This is a genomic window from Mesorhizobium sp. M7A.F.Ca.US.006.01.1.1 (assembly GCF_003997935.1).
In the GTDB taxonomy this organism is placed as follows: domain Bacteria; phylum Pseudomonadota; class Alphaproteobacteria; order Rhizobiales; family Rhizobiaceae; genus Mesorhizobium.
Window position 1 is genome coordinate 38,913 of sequence record NZ_RZQL01000013.1, and the last position, 16,531, is coordinate 55,443.

The 16,531-nt window shown below is 59.3% G+C and carries 15 protein-coding genes; 5 read left to right on the forward strand and 10 right to left on the reverse strand.

Annotation, left to right across the window (positions count from 1 at the left end; translation table 11 throughout):
- Positions 1 to 3 precede the first annotated feature (3 nt).
- Genes asnB through EN943_RS04465 form a run of 3 tightly spaced genes read left to right on the forward strand, consistent with a single transcriptional unit; the run spans position 4 to position 3,881 of the window.
- Entirely contained in the window at positions 4 to 2,025 is a 2,022-nt protein-coding gene (gene asnB / locus EN943_RS04455; RefSeq protein ID WP_127411671.1) for an asparagine synthase (glutamine-hydrolyzing), read from the forward strand.
- Entirely contained in the window at positions 2,022 to 3,575 is a 1,554-nt protein-coding gene (locus EN943_RS04460) for an AMP-binding protein (RefSeq protein WP_164778069.1), read from the forward strand. The genes asnB and EN943_RS04460 overlap by 4 nt, the downstream gene beginning before the upstream one ends.
- A 39-nt stretch (positions 3,576 to 3,614) precedes the next feature.
- Positions 3,615 to 3,881, forward strand: a complete 267-nt coding sequence (locus EN943_RS04465) for an acyl carrier protein (protein ID WP_127411672.1) — start codon at positions 3,615 to 3,617, stop codon at positions 3,879 to 3,881.
- A 58-nt stretch (positions 3,882 to 3,939) separates the two neighbouring features.
- Here EN943_RS04465 and EN943_RS04470 read toward each other — a convergent pair whose 3' ends face one another.
- The 7 genes from EN943_RS04470 to EN943_RS04500 form a co-directional block, all read right to left on the reverse strand.
- Positions 3,940 to 4,632 (reverse strand): class I SAM-dependent methyltransferase, encoded by a 693-nt coding sequence (locus tag EN943_RS04470; protein WP_127411673.1) that lies wholly within the window; start codon positions 4,630 to 4,632, stop codon positions 3,940 to 3,942.
- Positions 4,633 to 4,742: 110 nt separating this feature from the next.
- Positions 4,743 to 6,005: a polysaccharide biosynthesis/export family protein gene (locus EN943_RS04475; protein ID WP_127411674.1), complete on the reverse strand. Its 1,263-nt coding sequence runs from the start codon at positions 6,003 to 6,005 to the stop codon at positions 4,743 to 4,745.
- A 16-nt stretch (positions 6,006 to 6,021) separates the two neighbouring features.
- Positions 6,022 to 7,251: a hypothetical protein gene (locus EN943_RS04480; protein ID WP_127411675.1), complete on the reverse strand. Its 1,230-nt coding sequence runs from the start codon at positions 7,249 to 7,251 to the stop codon at positions 6,022 to 6,024.
- Positions 7,248 to 8,252, reverse strand: a complete 1,005-nt coding sequence (locus EN943_RS04485; protein ID WP_127411676.1) for an SDR family NAD(P)-dependent oxidoreductase — start codon at positions 8,250 to 8,252, stop codon at positions 7,248 to 7,250. The genes EN943_RS04480 and EN943_RS04485 overlap by 4 nt, the downstream gene beginning before the upstream one ends.
- Positions 8,253 to 8,352: 100 nt before the next feature.
- Positions 8,353 to 9,027, reverse strand: coding sequence for a sugar transferase (locus EN943_RS04490; RefSeq protein WP_127411677.1), 675 nt, complete (start codon positions 9,025 to 9,027; stop codon positions 8,353 to 8,355).
- Complete coding sequence (locus tag EN943_RS04495) at positions 9,024 to 10,160, reverse strand: DegT/DnrJ/EryC1/StrS aminotransferase family protein (RefSeq protein ID WP_127411678.1); 1,137 nt, start codon at positions 10,158 to 10,160, stop codon at positions 9,024 to 9,026. The genes EN943_RS04490 and EN943_RS04495 overlap by 4 nt, the downstream gene beginning before the upstream one ends.
- Positions 10,161 to 10,199: 39 nt before the next feature.
- Positions 10,200 to 10,922, reverse strand: coding sequence for a sugar phosphate nucleotidyltransferase (locus EN943_RS04500; protein ID WP_127411679.1), 723 nt, complete (start codon positions 10,920 to 10,922; stop codon positions 10,200 to 10,202).
- A gap of 510 nt (positions 10,923 to 11,432) precedes the next feature.
- Here EN943_RS04500 and EN943_RS04505 point away from each other — a divergent pair.
- Positions 11,433 to 12,107 (forward strand): response regulator transcription factor, encoded by a 675-nt coding sequence (locus EN943_RS04505; RefSeq protein ID WP_127411680.1) that lies wholly within the window; start codon positions 11,433 to 11,435, stop codon positions 12,105 to 12,107.
- Here EN943_RS04505 and EN943_RS04510 read toward each other — a convergent pair.
- Positions 12,100 to 13,842 carry a PAS domain-containing protein gene (locus tag EN943_RS04510; RefSeq protein WP_127411681.1) on the reverse strand — a complete coding sequence of 581 codons (1,743 nt, stop codon included), beginning with the start codon at positions 13,840 to 13,842 and terminating at the stop codon, positions 12,100 to 12,102. The two genes, EN943_RS04505 and EN943_RS04510, sit on opposite strands and share 8 nt — an antisense overlap.
- A 214-nt stretch (positions 13,843 to 14,056) precedes the next feature.
- On the opposite strand from EN943_RS04510, the gene EN943_RS04515 reads away from it, so the two are divergent.
- Positions 14,057 to 14,764: a helix-turn-helix transcriptional regulator gene (locus tag EN943_RS04515; protein ID WP_127411682.1), complete on the forward strand. Its 708-nt coding sequence runs from the start codon at positions 14,057 to 14,059 to the stop codon at positions 14,762 to 14,764.
- An 81-nt stretch (positions 14,765 to 14,845) separates the two neighbouring features.
- On the opposite strand, the gene EN943_RS04520 is transcribed toward EN943_RS04515, so the two are convergent.
- Complete coding sequence (locus tag EN943_RS04520; RefSeq protein WP_127411683.1) at positions 14,846 to 15,886, reverse strand: glycosyltransferase family 2 protein; 1,041 nt, start codon at positions 15,884 to 15,886, stop codon at positions 14,846 to 14,848.
- Positions 15,883 to 16,531, reverse strand: a 649-nt coding sequence (locus EN943_RS04525; protein ID WP_164778070.1) for an oligosaccharide flippase family protein, incomplete at its 5' end; no start/stop codon positions are given. The genes EN943_RS04520 and EN943_RS04525, both read right to left, overlap by 4 nt.

Genomic DNA, 16,531 nt, shown 5'->3' on the forward strand with positions numbered 1-16,531 from the left:
CCCATGTGCGGCATCGCCGGAATTGTGGCGCTGAACGCGGCTGCGGAGCCTCCTTCACGAGCCGCGCTTCTACGAATGGCAGCCGCGCTTTCCCATCGAGGCCCGGACGAGAGCGGCCTTTACCGCGACAGGCGAGCCGGGCTGGCGCATACCCGCCTGTCGGTCATCGATCTCTCGAGCGGCCAGCAGCCCCTCGCCGACACAGGCGATACCACCTGGATCGTGTTCAACGGCGAGATCTTCAACTACGTCGAGCTGCGTGAACAACTCATGGCCCTGGGACATCGTTTCCGCACCCGCAGCGATACGGAGGTCGTCGTGCACGCCTATCGCGCCTGGGGCGTGGCCGCGTTCGAGCGGCTGAACGGGCAGTGGGCACTCGCCATCTGGGACTCGCTGACAGGCCGCCTCGTCCTATCGCGCGATCGGTTCGGCATCTGCCCGCTGCATTTGTGCGAACACGCTGGACGCCTTCACTTCGCCAGCGAAGTGAAGGCCATTTTCGCAGCCGACACCGCGATACCGCGGGCTTTCGATCCGGCGGGGGTCGACCAGACTTTCACGCTCTGGACGGTCGTACCGCCGCAAGGCGTATTTCAGGGAGTAAAGGAACTTACCCCCGGCCATGTACGCATCTACGACAATGGCAGCGTTCGTGAGCACGCTTTCTGGAAACCTTGCTATCCCGAGATCGCGGACCCGGCCCATGGCACCTTCACGGGCTCACTGGACGATGCGGTGGACGAAGTGCGCAGCGCCTTGCAGGCCGCGACGGCGCTTAGAATGGTGAAGGCGGATGTGCCGGTCGGCTGCTACCTTTCCGGCGGGCTCGACAGCTCGCTTGTCGCCATGCTCGGGAGGCGCTTCGCCGGCGCGCCATTTCAGACCTTTTCGTTGCGCTTTGCTGACGCCGAATATGATGAAACCCGTTACCAGCGGCTGGTTGCCGATGCGAGCGGCGGCGAGCACCACGAGGTGATGGTTTCGCGCGGTGACATCGCCGACATCTTCCCAGATGTGATCCGTCACGCCGAGCGTCCGATTCTCAGAACCGCGCCGGCGCCGTTGTTCCTTCTCTCGAGGCTGGTGCGCGAACATGGCATCAAGGTCGTGCTGACCGGCGAGGGGGCCGACGAGATGTTCGCTGGCTACGACCTGTTCCGTGAAGGCAAGGTCCGCCGCTTCTGGGGGCGGCAGCCCGCATCCGCCCGCCGCGCGCGACTGCTGGAACGCCTCTACCCTTATCTGAGCCGCTCGCCGGTCAAGCAGCAGGCGATGGCGCGCCAGTTCTTTGGGCACGGTATCCATGCATTTGGCGCGCCCGGCTTCGCGCATGACACCCGCTGGCGCACCACCAGCGCCATCAAACGGCTGTTCTCGGCCGACATGCACGCCGAAGCGGCGCGCCACAACGTGGTGGCGGACCTGCTCGGCCGCCTGCCCGAAGAGTTCCAACGATGGGGTCCTCTCGCGCAGGACCAGTACCTTGAGATCAGGACGCTGATGTCGGGCTACCTGCTTTCCTCGCAAGGAGACAGGATGCTGATGGCTCACTCCGTCGAAGGGCGCTTCCCGTTCCTGGACGACAGGCTCGTGGCCTTGGCGAATTCGCTTCCGGCCGACTACAAGCTGCGTATTCTGGATGAGAAACACGTGCTGAAGCGTGTGGCGAAATCAATCGTGCCTGCGGAAGTCGTGGCCCGCAAGAAGCAACCCTACCGGGCGCCCAACGCACTTTGCTTCATGGGCGATAGCGCACCAGCCTATGTCCGCGAAGCACTCTCCGAGACTGCCCTGCGCGCGGCGAATGTCTTTGATCCGAACTCGGTCGCGCGCCTGCTGGACAAATGCGCTGCCAAGACCGGCGATGGGGATCTGTCCAACTCGGACAACATGGCGTTGGTCGGCGTGCTGTCGACGCAGCTCCTCCATCAGCAGTTTGTCGCAAGCCGTCCATCGAGCGGGCGTGCGGTCGACCTCAGGATAGATGTCGATCGCCTGCACAGGGAAGAGGTGCTGGTATGATGCATGGCGCCGTACCTCTGCTGGACGATTACCTCAGCCATTCGGCCGGCCGGCTCGGCGACAAGATGGCGCTGGTGTGCGGCGAGCACCGGCTCACCTATGACGAGCTTGAGACACGTTCCAACGCGGTCGCCAATCATCTCGTCACGTCCGGGGTCACCCCCGGTGACCGCGTCATGATCTTCGCCGACAACACCGTCGAGACCGTGGTCAGCTTCTGGGCGGTTCTCAAGGCGAGCGCCGTTGTATGCATCGTCAATCCGCTCACCAAGAGCGACAAGCTGGGGTATTTGCTCAACGATTGCCTTCCGGCAGCATTGATCACCGACAAACATTTGCAGCCGATCTTTACTGAGCCGGCGCGTAACTGTCCGTCGCTGCGGCGGCTCATCGTCTCCGGTCCGGTGGACGACGCCGAGCTTCGAAGATTGCCGCATGCCGTGCGTTGGGATGAGGCGGCTGCCGGCCACGGCAAAGCGCCGGCCCGCCGCCGCATCGATATCGATCTCGCAGCCATCATCTACACGTCGGGCTCGACCGGCGAACCCAAAGGCGTGATGCTGACGCACAGGAACATGATGACAGCATGCACGTCGATTGCCTCGTACCTTGAACTTGGCGAAGACGATGTGATCCTCAATGTCTTGCCCCTGGCCTTCGATTACGGCCTCTATCAGATGATAATGGCATTCCGTACCGGGGCGCGGTTGGTCCTCGAGCGCTCGTTTGCCTTCCCCTCACAGATACTTGCGATCATCGAAAGGGAGAGAGTTACAGGCTTTCCCGGCGTGCCAACCATCTTTGCCGCGCTGTCGGATCTCAAGACGCTGAACGCACATGATTTTGCAAGCATAAGGTATGTCACGAATACGGCCGCGGCCCTGCCGCTCAAGCACATTCGCCTGCTCCAGGAGCTGTTTGCCGACGCCCGCATCTATTCGATGTACGGCCTGACCGAATGCAAACGCTGCACCTATCTTCCGCCGGACGATCTTGCCCGAAAACCCTTGAGCGTGGGGATCGCCATCCCGAACACCGAAATGTGGATTGTCGATGAGGATGACCGAAAGGTCGGTCCCAATGTCGTCGGCCAGCTGGTCATTCGCGGGGCGACGATCATGAAGGGTTACTGGGGGAAGCCGGAGGCTACCGCGAGGAAGCTCAAGCCCGGCCCTTTGCCCGGCGAGCAGGTTCTGTACACCGGCGACTACTGCCGAATGGACGAGGAAGGGTACCTCTATTTTGTCGGCCGCAGCGATGAGATCATAAAATCGCGGGGAGAAAAGGTGGCGCCTAGGGAAGTCGAAAACGTGCTGATGGAAATCCCGGGAGTACGGGAAGCCGCGGTTGTCGGAGTTCCCGACGACCTGCTGGGGCAAGCAGTGAAAGCGTTTGTCGTCATCGAGGAAGGAACGATCATGGGTGAAAAGCAGCTGCGGATGGAATGTCAGAAGCGGCTGGAAAACTTCATGATTCCGAAGTCCATCCAAATTGTGTCCAGTCTACCGATGACGGACACGGGCAAGCTCAAGAAAATAGCTCTGTCATAAAGCGATTCACGGAAATTATCTGGATCGGAGGCCAATTCAATGCTGAGCATGAACAACAGAATTGACACCTACAGCGATCAAATCCGCGCCTTTCTGGCGTCAAATTTCTACGTAGCCGACCCGCGTGCGCTGGAAGTTGAAACGTCGTTGCTCGACCAGGGCATCATAGACTCGACTGGAGTGCTTGAAGTTATCGGCTTCGTCGAGGAGACATTCGGCATCACTGTCGAGGACAGTGAACTTCTGCCTGAGAATTTCGATTCCATCCAGGGAATTGCACGTTACGTGGTCAGCAAGGAAAACTGATCGCCGGACTACGGTTAAGGGTGTCGTCCCAACCGGGCGCGCAAACCCATGGCGCGGCTCACGCTGGCGCTTTGGCCCGTGCACAAACCACCCTGGCTTCACCGGCTTTGTTCGCAACCGTGCGAATGCTCTCGTAGGCTTTGGAACGCTCAACCAAACTCATGACCTGCCGGTCCTGGCCAAGCCCGACCTCGAAAAGCAGCATACCACCTTGCCGCAGATAGCGCCGCGCCTCCTTGATCACCCGCATATGAATGCTCAGGCCGTAAGGTCCGGCAGCGAAGGCCTCACGTGGTTCAAGTTCCATCAGATGCGCGCGGTCATTTTCGAGCCGCTTCTCCGAGATATAAGGCGGGTTGCAGACGACCAGATCGATCGTGCCTTCGAGTTCCAGACCCGAGAAGGAATTGAACAGGTCGCCCTGCAGCACCGAAATGCGCCCGGCCAGGCCAAGATGGGCGACGTTCCGGCAGGTGGTTTCGACACAGCTGTCAGTAAGATCGCTCGCCCAGACGCGCGCGGTGGGGATCTTGTATCCAATGGCGCAGGCGAGATTGCCCGCCCCGCAGCACATGTCCACGACACGCGGTACCGGCCGATTAAGTTCACGAAGCACATTGAGGGCGGTGCTGCCGAGCAGTTCTGTCTCCGGGCGAGGGACAAGCACGCCGGGCGCGACAACCAACTTCAGTCCCATGAAGTCGGTGCGGCCGGTGCTGTAGGCGCTGGCGACATCTATTTCACCAATCACGGCAAACCCGCTTTCTTGATTTTCCCATGTTGATTCTCAGGCGCCCGGTCTTGATGCCGTGAGGCGAGCTATCAGCCACGTCGTTCCCGGCTCGGTTCACGTCCGCGCAACTACTGGATCGCCGCGCTCTGCAGTTCGCTGCTGAACCTCACCTCGATGGTGTCTCCAGGCGCAACCTCAGTGTCCTGGTCGACCGGTCGACCTCTCGACGCGTCGCCGGCCCCGCCGGTTATTGTGATCCGCGCCTGAAAGGTTTCGCCGGCGACCGGCAGTGGAAGCGCGGACGCCCCCGATGGCTGAAGCTTCTGGCTGGCTGCGTGGAGCCTTGCAGTGGTCTCGGCCAGGCGAAGGTCGGTGTCCCTCAACTCGTTCAGAAGGCCAATCCTTCTTTGATTTTCATTGCGTTCCTGCTGCCTGACGGAGTCTTCCTGCTGGCGCCGCGTTCTCATCAGTTCGACCGAGGTCTCCAGCGCCCGGCTCGACGACATCAGCACGGCACGCCTGACGTCGGCGAGCCTGCTGTTGGTCAGGTTGCCCGATTCGAACGATTTGGTGACCCGCGCAAGATCGTCCTCATCCTGTTTCACCGCGGCCGCTTCCGTTTGCTCGCGCTTGAGCAGAACCTCGACCTGAGCCTCGGCATCCTTGGCGGTCTTGTCGAGATAGCTTTGCTCCTGTTGAAAATTGTTCAGCGAAATCTTGAGGCCCTCCGCTTCCGCCTGCGCGACCGCCGATATCAATGCATTCGACAGGGGCGAGCCTTGCGGCGGCTGCATCTCAAATTCTGCCTGGTTCTGAAGTTCGGCGCGGATGCGGGCGCCATGAAAGTAGTCCCTGATGTAGTCCCCCCAGATCGACTCGTAGTCGCGTCGCAGATCAACGGGATCAGGTCCGCTTTGGCTTGCCCGAGACCGCAGGAGACTGAAACCGCCGGCGACCGCGATTGCCTGGCGGACAGTCATGAGTGGCCGGTAAGTCTGCTGCCCTGGCGTCAGCACATCGCCAGTCACATAGATCGGACGGTACTCCGCGATCACGGCCGTGACGTCGCTCGGCTTGATGACGATCATTTGTTCCCGTCCATCAGGCAGGCGCTGATGGACGATCTTGGTTGGCAGCACCGCCTCCATGCGCGTCTGCAATTCGGCCGGCGTCAGCCCGCCAACCGGGATCATCCCGAACTCAGGCAGCGCGATCGAGCCATCCATCTGGACGATCGCGCGTTGCGTTCGCTCCGCTATTGAGGCTATTCCTATCTCCACCGTATCGCCGGGCGACAGCTTATAGGCCACCGGCGCTTCAGCCGCGGCTGCGATATCCAGGGCCAGGCAGCCGGCAAGGGCTGCAAAGAAAATTCGGCTAACGAAGGCCATTGATGGCAATCTCCCTTTAATTCAGGCCCGGCTGCTGCGGCCAATCGAGATGGGCGACGAATTCGTAGACCGGCCCACCAGGCACCCCCCAATTGCTCGACCAGATCACTTGCGACCCATCAGGGGACGGGGAGGCGTGCGTCTCGCTCCAATAGTCGAACGGAGCGTTTCGCGTCTGCACGATGCGTCGGACCTCCTGACGACCGTCGACACGCAGCGCGATAACTTCGCGCGTGTATGGCGCCCAGTCCGGGTGGCTCCGAACCTCATCGGGATTGCCCCCGTAACTTATAAATGCCCATTCGGGCCTGTCCAAAGCACGCAGCGACGTATGCTCGGCCTCACCGTACTTCGTGAGCGACGTGACCTTTCCATCGGACAGCCGACGCTTGATCACCTGATATTTGTCCGGAGCGGATTTGCTGGTTCCGACGTAAATTTCGCTGCCATCCGCATCGAGAGTCAAATCGCCATGGCCGGGCCGATGATGATCCTTCCACGTCTGGCGCAGGGTGCCGTCGACTGCGAAAATGGCTCGCTGCTCGGTGCCGTCGACCAGATTTTGGAAACACAGGATGTTCTCTCCAAGCGGAGAAATGGTGCAGGAACTGGTCGTTCCGGCAACCTGGGCGAGATCGATGTCCGGGTATTTCAGACGCCGGTCGATGTCGTATGCGAAGACGACAGCAGCTCCATCATTGCGGGTCGCGCGTACGGCAATGCGGTTGCCGTCACGACTAGGATTTCCCTTGGACGGGCCAAATTCGAGATCCCGATATTTCGTTGCGGCATACACTATGTCCTCACGATTGGTGCGGGGCGCCCAGATCGAAATCTTCTGACCATCGACACAGATCATCATCTCCGCGTTTCGGGGGCGCCACTCGCACTCACCCGACTTGTTGCGATGAAACAAAGGGAGGTAGGTTTTCCCGTCGAGAAAACACATGCCGTTGCAGCCGTTCATGAGGACGAGGAGGCTCTGATCTGCATTCCAGGCTTGCGCGCTCGAGTAACGATGACTGCAATATATTTTGCCGCAGACAATTCCGCTGCCAAGCGCTCCGGGCTGGGTGATCCGAGTAAAGCGGATCCCTGTCGCCGGATCAGTTGCAGGTTTCAGATAAGCGGGCAGATCCATTGCCGGCTCCGTGCCTGCCGCACCGCTCGGCCGGTTTCCGGCTGTGTGCAGCGCCAGCAGAGCGGCCATCAACAGCACAGCCGGTATGAGCCGCGGAAAGGTCATGTCATGTAGCTCATTTCGCGTCGGACGCGGCCTTCGGTGAGCCGCGAGCGCCACCATTCGATGGTCCTTTCCAGACCATCACGCAGGCTCGTATGTGCCCGCCATCCGACTTTACTTTCAAGGTTTGAGGAATCGGCGAGCAACGCGCGAACCTCGGAGTTTTGCGGCCGCATCCGGCTTTCATCTCGACGAACTGGTTTCCTGGTGCCACTCAACTCGAGCACCAACTCCAAAACGTCCGAGACACTGACGGCGCGCTGGCTGCCGGCATTGTAAGCATGGCCAAATTCAAGCTCGGCCGCCCCTGCCGCCACAAATGCCGCCGCAGTGTCTTCCACAAAGGTAAGGTCGCGGATAGGGCTGGTGTCGCCGACCATGATCGCCGGACATTTCTCGTCCAGAGCCTGCCTTATGATGGTCGGCACGATGGCCCGCTCGCTCTGGCGCGGCCCGTATGTATTGAACGGTCGCAGGATGACCACCGGCACATCGAAGGACCTGGCATAGGACGCCGCCATCATGTCCGCCCCGATCTTGGATGCAGAGTAGGGGGACTGTCCCTGCAACGGGTGGGATTCGTGGATCGGCATGGTCAGAGCGGTGCCATAAACCTCGCTTGTGGACGTATGCACAATACGTTCGGTTTCCCAGTGGCGTGCCGCTTCGAGGACATTCACGGTGCCCAGAACATTGGTTTCCACATAGGATTGGGCAGCCGCGTAGGAATAGGGAATCGCAATCAGCGCAGCCAGATGAAACACCACCGCCTGGCCGCGCACGATCCGGTTGATGAACGCGCTGTCACGAACGTCCCCACGAATGCATTGCACCTGACTTCGAACGTGGTCGGGCAAATCATCCAGCCAGCCATGGCTGTCGAACGAGTTGTAGAGGGCCAATGCCGTGACATCGGCGCCTTCGAGCACCAGCGCTTCCGTGAGGTGGGATCCGATAAATCCATCCGCACCCGTGACCAGGACCTTCCTGCCGTGATAACTCACGACCGCGCACTCCTTTGATCGTGTGAGCCGTCAAACTGGCGAACGAACAACAATCCATTCATGCCAAACTCTCCTCAATTTCCAACTCTACCCACTTGCTCTACCCACTTGCCGCGGGAGGTAGCGACACGCCGAAAACCGCCCTGAAGCCTCGCATTATCCAGACGAGGTCCGATGCAATCGTGCGCCGCGGATAGTAGGCGAGGTCGATCGTTGCCTTGGCCGGGAACAGGACCTCTCGGTAAAACAGGAGCGGATCAAGGGAGGGCGGGTAAAAACAGGCTTCGTGACGGAAGAGAACCTGGGTCGGGCCGAGCAGGCCGGGCTTCCACTGTAGGACGGCTTCATTGCCGCCGCGGAAACAATCGGCGAAGGCAAGGCTTTCCGGCCGCGGGCCGACAATTGCCATGTCTCCCGTAAAAACGTTCCACAGTTGCGGCAATTCATCAAGTTTCGTTGCCGCGAGAAAACGGCCTATCCGCGTCATGCGGCTGTCATCGTTCATGGTCAGGGCAAGGCCGAAAGGATCGGCTGTCGTCTTGAATTTGCGGAACTTGTACATGCGAAACGGTTTTGCGCCGGCACCCAGGCGCGTCTGTGCGAAAAGCACGGGCCAACCACCCTCGACCAAGAGTGCAACAGCAATCAATAGCATCAGCGGAGCGAGTGCCATTCCCGCGGCTGCGGCGAGGATGATGTCCATCGCGCGTCTGGCAATTCCGTGGCTGGTGCCAGCTACGGCGGGCCGATGCATCGTCACGTCGAGTGCGTTCATGCCGCTGCTCCCGCACGCCCGCTGCTTTCAATCGCGGTGGCCAATGCAACAACCACCGACTCGATCGCACTTGCCGTAATTTGCGGGTGTAGTGGAATCGTCAACTCCCGCTGCGCGAAATCCTCGGTCTTCGGCAGATGGATTTCAGTGAACATTTGGCGATAGAGCGTCATCTGGTGCACGGGCGTATAGTGGATTGTGGTCTGTATCCCCTTCGTTCGCAGGTGGTCGATCACCGTTTGCCGGTCGACGTCAGGTGGCAGGAGGACAGGCATGATGTGATAGGCCGAGGTCCGCGGTTTGCAGAACGGGACTGTCACGGCCGAGCAATAGTCTGCGATCAGACGTCGATAGAGGACGACCAATATGCGCCGGATTTCATTCCATTCCTGCAGGTTCTGAAGCTGGACCAAGCCAATAGCGGCGCGCAATTCATCCATGCGATAATTGAAACCGAGCATCGTCACATCATATTGCGGCGTGCGGCTGTTCAGCCGCTGATGTGTGCCGCTGGTCATCCCATGTCCGCGAGCCTGGCGGATCGCTTCGCGGAGCTGTGCATCCCGGGCGATTACGGCTCCACCTTCCGCGGTGGTCATGTTCTTGTTGCCGTAGAAGCTGAAGGCGGCGGCCGCACCGTAAGTCCCCACCTCCTTAAGGCCGGGAGCATGCGCGGCATCCTCGACGATATGCAGTCCTCGCACACGGGCAAATCTCTGCCACTCTTCCCGGTCGGCGAGGTAGCCGGCAAAGTGGACGAGAATGACAGCCTTGGTGCGTCCGGTGCACTTGGCTTCCGCGTCGCTTAGGGACATCAGTGGCACTTCGGCCGACTCTATGTCGACGAATACCGGTGTTGCTCCTACGTAGAGCACTGCATTCGCGGTCGCCACGAAGGTCAGCGAGGGAACCAGCACTTCGTCTCCAGGGCCGATCCCAAGTGCATGGAGAATGAGATGCAGGGCGGCGGTGCAAGAGCTGACGGCAACGCAATCGACCGCATCATGCACGGCCGCGAAGGCCTCTTCAAAGGCTCGCACCTGGTCCCCCATCGTCAGCCACCCACTGTCGACAACTTTGGCCAAGGCCGCCTTTTCCGGAAAGCCAAGAATAGGAGCGCTGACCAAGAGCATTACGACCTCCTCATGTTGGCGCGGTCGAGCGTTCAGCCCTCAAGCGGCCGCTGCCGAGACCTCGATCGATGCGGACTGCTCTTCCCAGGCAATGGTTTGTGCGTTTTGAAAATCCTCAACGCGTCCGATATCCAGCCAAAGCCCGTCATGTTTGTAGACGTGCACATTCGTGCCGTTTTGCATCATTTGCAGCATGAGGTCGTCGAATCCAAAGGCGATGCCGTCAGGTATAAAGCGAAAAACGTCTGGATTCATGCAATATATTCCCATACTTACCAGATGAGATAGCGTGGGTTTTTCACGAAATACTTTGACAGTATTATCGATCTCATCGATGACGCCGAAGTCCATCTTGATGACGCGGGAAGCTGTGGCGATGGTGACTGGATCCGTGTGAGTGCGGTGTGACGCCACAAACCGGCTAAGACTGAGATCGGTAAGTACGTCCCCATTGAGAACAATGAACGGCTCGTCCAGTTGCTCCCTGATCAGGGAGAGCGGGCCAATGGTGCCGAGAGGTTCCATCTCCTGGGTATAGCGTATCCTTAGATTCCACTGTGACCCGTCTCCGCATACGGTGCGGATCAAGTGCCCCAGATAGCCGGTCGTGACGTAGACTTCCTGAATGCCGTTCCGTCGCAGCCACTTCAAAAGCAATTCAAGAACCGGTCGAGCACCGATCGGCATGAGAGGCTTGGGCAAGATGGATGTGAAAGGCCGAAGGCGTGTTCCCATTCCACCGCACTGAATGACCGCTTTCATCTCGTCCTCCTATTGATACGACTGTCGCGGTGTTGTGGGTCCAGCCCACCCGGCCGGAGGGTACGCCAGTGTTGGCTTCGCCTCTCCGGAGTGCAGCGATGGTAAGTGGCGCACGAGAGGGCGTCGTCGTGCATTTGAATGGCACTTTCCCGGCCTTTTGACTTCAGTATCCCAGCTGGCAGGGCATGGGCGCGGCAGGGCGATCAATCAGAGCTGGGGAGCTGTATCCGCTCGATTGGCACTACTGTGGATATGTCCGACGCCGGCAACGACCCCCTCGGAAGGGCATCGCTACCGTTCGTACGAAAAAAACACTTCAATATCTGGCCCTGAAATGTGTGCGATTGTAAGCTATATTAGAATGTTGAAATGTGCGGATGGGTGGCGGCGGGCGTCGACATACGGGGGATCAGCGGGCGGCTGATCTGTGTTGGGTCACCGTACAGTCCATCCAGACGGAGGTTTCGGCAGCTAGGGACATATGCGGGGCTGCCAAAAGGTGGGTGGTTCATGTATCGTATTATCATCGCCGACGATCACGGCTTGTATCGTCGTGGGCTGCGACTGGCATTGATGGCCGGCATTCCAGACTTGGAAATATTCGAAGCGGCGTGTTTTGATACCGTCATAAGCCTGCTTGAAGATCAGGCGCCCGTTGATCTCGCCATCCTCGACCTGAACATGCCGGGACTGTCCGGTCAGGATGATCTTCGCGACGTCTTACCGGCTCATCCCGACACACGGTTTGCAATTGTCTCGGGGACCGATTCACGCGCCGAGATTCTGACTGCCCTTTCGATTGGACTTCATGGCTATATCGTAAAGTCCCAAACGGACGAGGAGGTGGTCCTGGCAGTGAACGAAATCCTGGCCGGCCGTATTTACGTTCCGGCACTTCTTTCACACAGGTCCAAGGAGTCGGTACGCCTTCCATCCGAGGCTCCCACGCAAATGCCCCACAGGACCACCAGCGTCAACAATCTGGGCAGGCTTACGTCCAGACAGAAGCAAGTCCTCAGGTTGATGGCGGAAGGTTACTCGAACAAAGAGATTGCCCGCTCTCTTGAAATTGCAGAAGCGACGACGAAGATACATGCTGCCGCCGTCCTGCGCGAACTTGGGGCACGAAATCGGACAGAAGCCGCGGTCCTGCTGAAGACATGGGCCGCCAGAGACATCAACTAGCGCCGATTGCTTTTGGCGGCAGCCGGACCGAATATTTCAGTCCGTGATCCAGCATCTCAAGCTTGGAAGAGTGGCCCACGATAGGCTCACCGTCGGCTCCAATAATCAACGACCCGAAACCACGCCGAGCCGAGGCGGAGACCCGGCGCTCTCCCGATTCCGACCATTCAAACACTATGTCGGCGTCGGGTTCCTGGGCTGCGAATCGCCACAGGACCTCGATCCGGCCTGCCGGAGTGCCGAGAGCCCCATGCTTCACAGAATTGGTCGTAAGCTCGTGAACGATCATTGCGAAGCTCTCAGCCGAACCCTCTGCCATTTTAACCTCGGGTCCACTGATCGAAATGTTGTGCGTCCCCATATAGGGCTGCAATTCCTGAGCAATGAGGTCACGCAGGGAAGCCGACAGGCTGCCATCGCGTGAAAGAAGCAGATGCGTCGCCTGGAGTGCGCCGATCTTCTCGATCAGTGTCTGCTTGTAGCGGGCGATATCATCGTCGGGAGCACCAACCATATTCACAAGCGCCGTGATCACCGGAAACAGATTGTTGAGCCTATGGCGCTGTTCAAGCATGGCCCGCTCTCGCTTCTTCGCCGCAGCCCGCAGCAAGATGGTTATGCGCCTATCGGTGAGATCCGCGGCGACTCCTATTCGCTGTGCACGACCGTCCCGCAATTCGTCCCGTCCCCGTAGAGCAATCCAGCGGATATGCCCTCCAGCTCGCCTGATGCGGATCTCCGCGTCGTAGTTGGCGCCTGATGCTAGTTCTCCCGGTGTGGTCAGATTCGGCAAATCGGCCGGGTGAACGACCGCGGCCAATTCCTGCAATGGACGGCACGGCGCGGGTGCCAGTCCCATCATTTCCCAGAACGCGGCCGAGCCATTCACGGACCCGCTCTCGAAATCTATGCGCCATGTCCCCAACCGGCTGGACGATAGCGCCAGGTCCAACCATTCCTTCTGAGCCCGGAGCGCCTCGCGGGCGGTTCGCTCTCCCGATATATCGTCCACCACCACAAAAATGCTGTGAGGGAGAGCATCGGCTGGCACGGCCAAAGACAGGGCCAATCTTGTCCACAAAACCGTGCCGTCTCTTCTCAGGAGACGGATCTCCGAGCCGAACGAAGTCGTGTCTTTCAGGCGAGCCAACGCTTCCGCCAAGATGTGGTTGTCGTCGGGGTGGACGAGTGCCTTGAGCGGCAGACTTGACAGCTCCTCCTCGACATGCCCTGTCATCTCACAAAGACGCTTGTTGGACCGTTGCAACTCTCCGTTCTCGCTCATGTTGGCAAAGCCAATGGCGGCACGTTCGAATGCCCAGCGATAACTGTTTTCAGTTGCTTCCAAGGCCGCGAGTCTAGCCTCCGCAACCTGCAAAAGGGTGCGATAGTCCTGCCTCTGCCGGTGGAAAGTCAGGGCGATCATCCCCCCTGCAACCAGCAGCAGAATGGCCCGAATCCAAACGTCGACGTCGGTTGGATTGTGCACGACGTCCCGCGCCAACAAGCCGACAGCCGCCATCGCAAACGTTGCCGCAAGGGCAATCAGGCGATCTTCGAGATATGAGATGGCAATAATGGTGGGAACAAATTCAAAAAAGCCGATGTCGTATGTCACGGAGGCGGGCAGCGCCGTCTCGACCGCAAGTGTCGCGATCAGGAGCGACATCGAGGCAAGGTGGGTCAGCAACTTGCCTGAGCTGTTCGGATGCAAACTGAGCGAATGCAAACGCATGTGCCAGACTATAACCTTCTGACTAGTCCGTCGAGATTAGACCGAAAAGCGTACAGACTAGTCCGACCGCAGGATTGTTCCCCGGGATTGTAGCGCGCATTTTGTCCGATGTCGGGGGCGGATCGGACCGCAACTCTCCAAGCGACCTGACTGACATGTGTAAGGCACCTTCCTTTAACTGGGAGGCGTTGCCGTTTTGCGGGAGGTAAGAAAAATGGCACTGGTTGGTAGGCAAGATGATGGAGTTCTTGGTCGTCAATATGGAAGTTTCGGGGGAAAGTCCGTCTCCGCCTTGAGAACGCAAGGTGGCCATGCCTCCGCCTGGCAACAAGCACCACAAAGGTTCGACGGCGTGGCTGTCGAGCCACGGCAGAGCAGCCTTGCATCTGTTGTAAGAATGCTCGATCGCATCGGTTGTGGCTATCTGATCCTGAACAGCGACAGGAAGGTCATGGAGTGGAATTCAGCCGCTCAAAACACCTTGGAGCGCGAGGGCGAGGTAGCTGATACGGCCGGCAAGGTGTCTGTTGCTCTGAGACGGCTGATCGCAAACGTGCCGGCCAATTTTCTTCCTGGCACGCTTTCATGGGTGGTGATCCGCGGCATGGGCGACAGGCCTCTGATATTGAACGAGAAGGGCATAGCAACGCCTGACGCGACAAGCATCGTGGCGCTGCTGGATCGTGAAAACAGGTCCGGGCCAAATCCCCAGACGCTGCAAAGAATGTTTGGCCTGACGAGTGCCGAAACGCAGCTTGCACTGCGCTTGGCGCAGGGCGATGCCCCTCTGGAAATCGCGCGCAACCGACGTTTGAGCCGCACCACAATCAGGTCGCAGCTGGCGTCGCTGTTCGCCAAGACCGATACACGGCGCCAGGCGGAACTGGTGGCTCTTCTTGGGCGCATATGCGTCTTGCCGTGAGGTAAACGCCCGTACCATGCGCGCGCGCAAGAGGCTTGTGCGCGCAATCTGTCGCTGATGTGCTTGTCGGCCAGCCTCACCTTACCGCCGTCGCGTGCGCACCCGGCCCAATCTTGGGCGGATTGCAAACACGTGGTTAAGCACGTGCCAGCCCGCCACCTTCATGACGGAAGGTCGGAAGATCTGAATCCCATCCAGGAACGTGGTCAACCAGGACTGCTGGTGGAACCGCATGGGAATACGAGCAACCCGCAAGGCCCGCAGCAATGTCTCGGGAGGCGGGAGATGGTTGCGGTCCTTGATGAGATTCCAGTTAAGCTGCTTGACGGCGAGGGTCACTTCGTCGACCTCGCGGAAACTCTTTGACGTGGTAATGCTTGGATGGCTCGTTGCATCATAAAAGGTAAGCGGATCGCTTATCGCCACCATGTCCCCATGGCTGGCTAGATCGACGAAGAACAGTTGATCCACTCCGGCCGGAATCTCTTTGTGCGTGCGCATCAAGCAGCCGGCACGAATGACGTCGCTGTTGATCAACAATGTGGATGGAATGATCCCCAGGCAGCGTGTCGCACGCACCAGATAGAGGTCCATCAGGCACTGCTGGCTGGAATAAAGGGAGATCGGTTCCTGCTCCTTGGGGACTTGGCGAAATCTCACTCGCTTGTCCTCGATTATGTTTGCGGCAGACGTCATGAAGGCGACCGACGGGTGCTGTTTGGCAACTTCGGCGAATGTCCTGAGTGCACCTGGCGCAAGCCAGTCATCGTCATGCAGCAACTTAATCCATCGTCCGGAGCAAGCCAGCATTGCGTTGTTGGTGTTCTCCACCTGACCGCGACCTCGGCTGTTCTCGATGATGCGGATGCGAGGTTCGCTCCGCGCATAGTCGGTCACGATAGCCCAGGTCTCGCCCTCCGGTCCCTCGTCGTCGCTCACGACCAACTCCCAATCGGAGTAATCCTGGCCCAAGACGCTGTCGATCGCCCTGCGGATCGTATCCGGTCGGCGAAAGGTTGGTATCCCGACCGAGATAAAAGGGCGTGACCATGAGACATCGGCACGGTCATGCTGGGTGACCGCAACTGCCGCTTGAAGGTTGTCAACCGACGACGAATTCATGGTGTTTTTTCCTCGAGACATTCATGTTGGATGCACGTTGCAGCGCCTGCTGGTTGAGGGTCGTGGGTCAGCAGATACAGCGATGCCGCCATTTTCAGAGCGAAACCCGACGCGCCGCCGGCGGCCATGAAATAGATGACGGTGACTGGCTGCCAGCCCGCCTGGGCGCCGGCGAGCAGCGGGCCAAACACGAGAACCGCTCGTACGAGGTCGATGACCAGTCTTGTTCCTTGCCGCCGTAACAGAGCGGGAACGTCGCTAAGCGGAGTAGACAACGCTTGTGCCGCGCCCATCAGCGCCAGTGCGGTCATGATTTCCGCGGTGGGCATCCAAGGCTCGCCCAGGAGCGGAACGACCACATAGGGCGCGGCGAGTCCAAGCAGCAATATCGGCACCGCGGTAAAGCCGGCGGCCAGCAGGAGAAGCCCGCGTGCCACGCCAAGCAGGTGTCCACGATTATTGTTCTGGTTTGCTTCGGCGACAAAAACATTGCTGAGCGGTGAAGCGATCAGTGTCACTGGACCGGTAACCAGGCGCGTTGCTACGCCCAAATATCCGGCAAATGCGGTGCCGAACAGCCCACCGACAAGAACTGCCGGAAGATTGTTGATCGCTATGCTCGCGAGTGTTGCGGGGATATCGAAC

Coding starts and splice junctions, on each gene's coding strand:
- asnB (WP_127411671.1), top strand. CDS start 4: ATGTGCGGCATCGCCGGAATTGTGGCGCTGAACGCGGCTGCGGAGCCT.
- EN943_RS04460 (WP_164778069.1), top strand. CDS start 2,022: ATGATGCATGGCGCCGTACCTCTGCTGGACGATTACCTCAGCCATTCG.
- EN943_RS04465 (WP_127411672.1), top strand. CDS start 3,615: ATGCTGAGCATGAACAACAGAATTGACACCTACAGCGATCAAATCCGC.
- EN943_RS04475 (WP_127411674.1), bottom strand. CDS start 6,005: ATGGCCTTCGTTAGCCGAATTTTCTTTGCAGCCCTTGCCGGCTGCCTG.
- EN943_RS04480 (WP_127411675.1), bottom strand. CDS start 7,251: ATGACCTTTCCGCGGCTCATACCGGCTGTGCTGTTGATGGCCGCTCTG.
- EN943_RS04490 (WP_127411677.1), bottom strand. CDS start 9,027: ATGAACGCACTCGACGTGACGATGCATCGGCCCGCCGTAGCTGGCACC.
- EN943_RS04495 (WP_127411678.1), bottom strand. CDS start 10,160: ATGCTCTTGGTCAGCGCTCCTATTCTTGGCTTTCCGGAAAAGGCGGCC.
- EN943_RS04500 (WP_127411679.1), bottom strand. CDS start 10,922: ATGAAAGCGGTCATTCAGTGCGGTGGAATGGGAACACGCCTTCGGCCT.
- EN943_RS04505 (WP_127411680.1), top strand. CDS start 11,433: ATGTATCGTATTATCATCGCCGACGATCACGGCTTGTATCGTCGTGGG.
- EN943_RS04510 (WP_127411681.1), bottom strand. CDS start 13,842: ATGCGTTTGCATTCGCTCAGTTTGCATCCGAACAGCTCAGGCAAGTTG.
- EN943_RS04515 (WP_127411682.1), top strand. CDS start 14,057: ATGGCACTGGTTGGTAGGCAAGATGATGGAGTTCTTGGTCGTCAATAT.
- EN943_RS04520 (WP_127411683.1), bottom strand. CDS start 15,886: ATGAATTCGTCGTCGGTTGACAACCTTCAAGCGGCAGTTGCGGTCACC.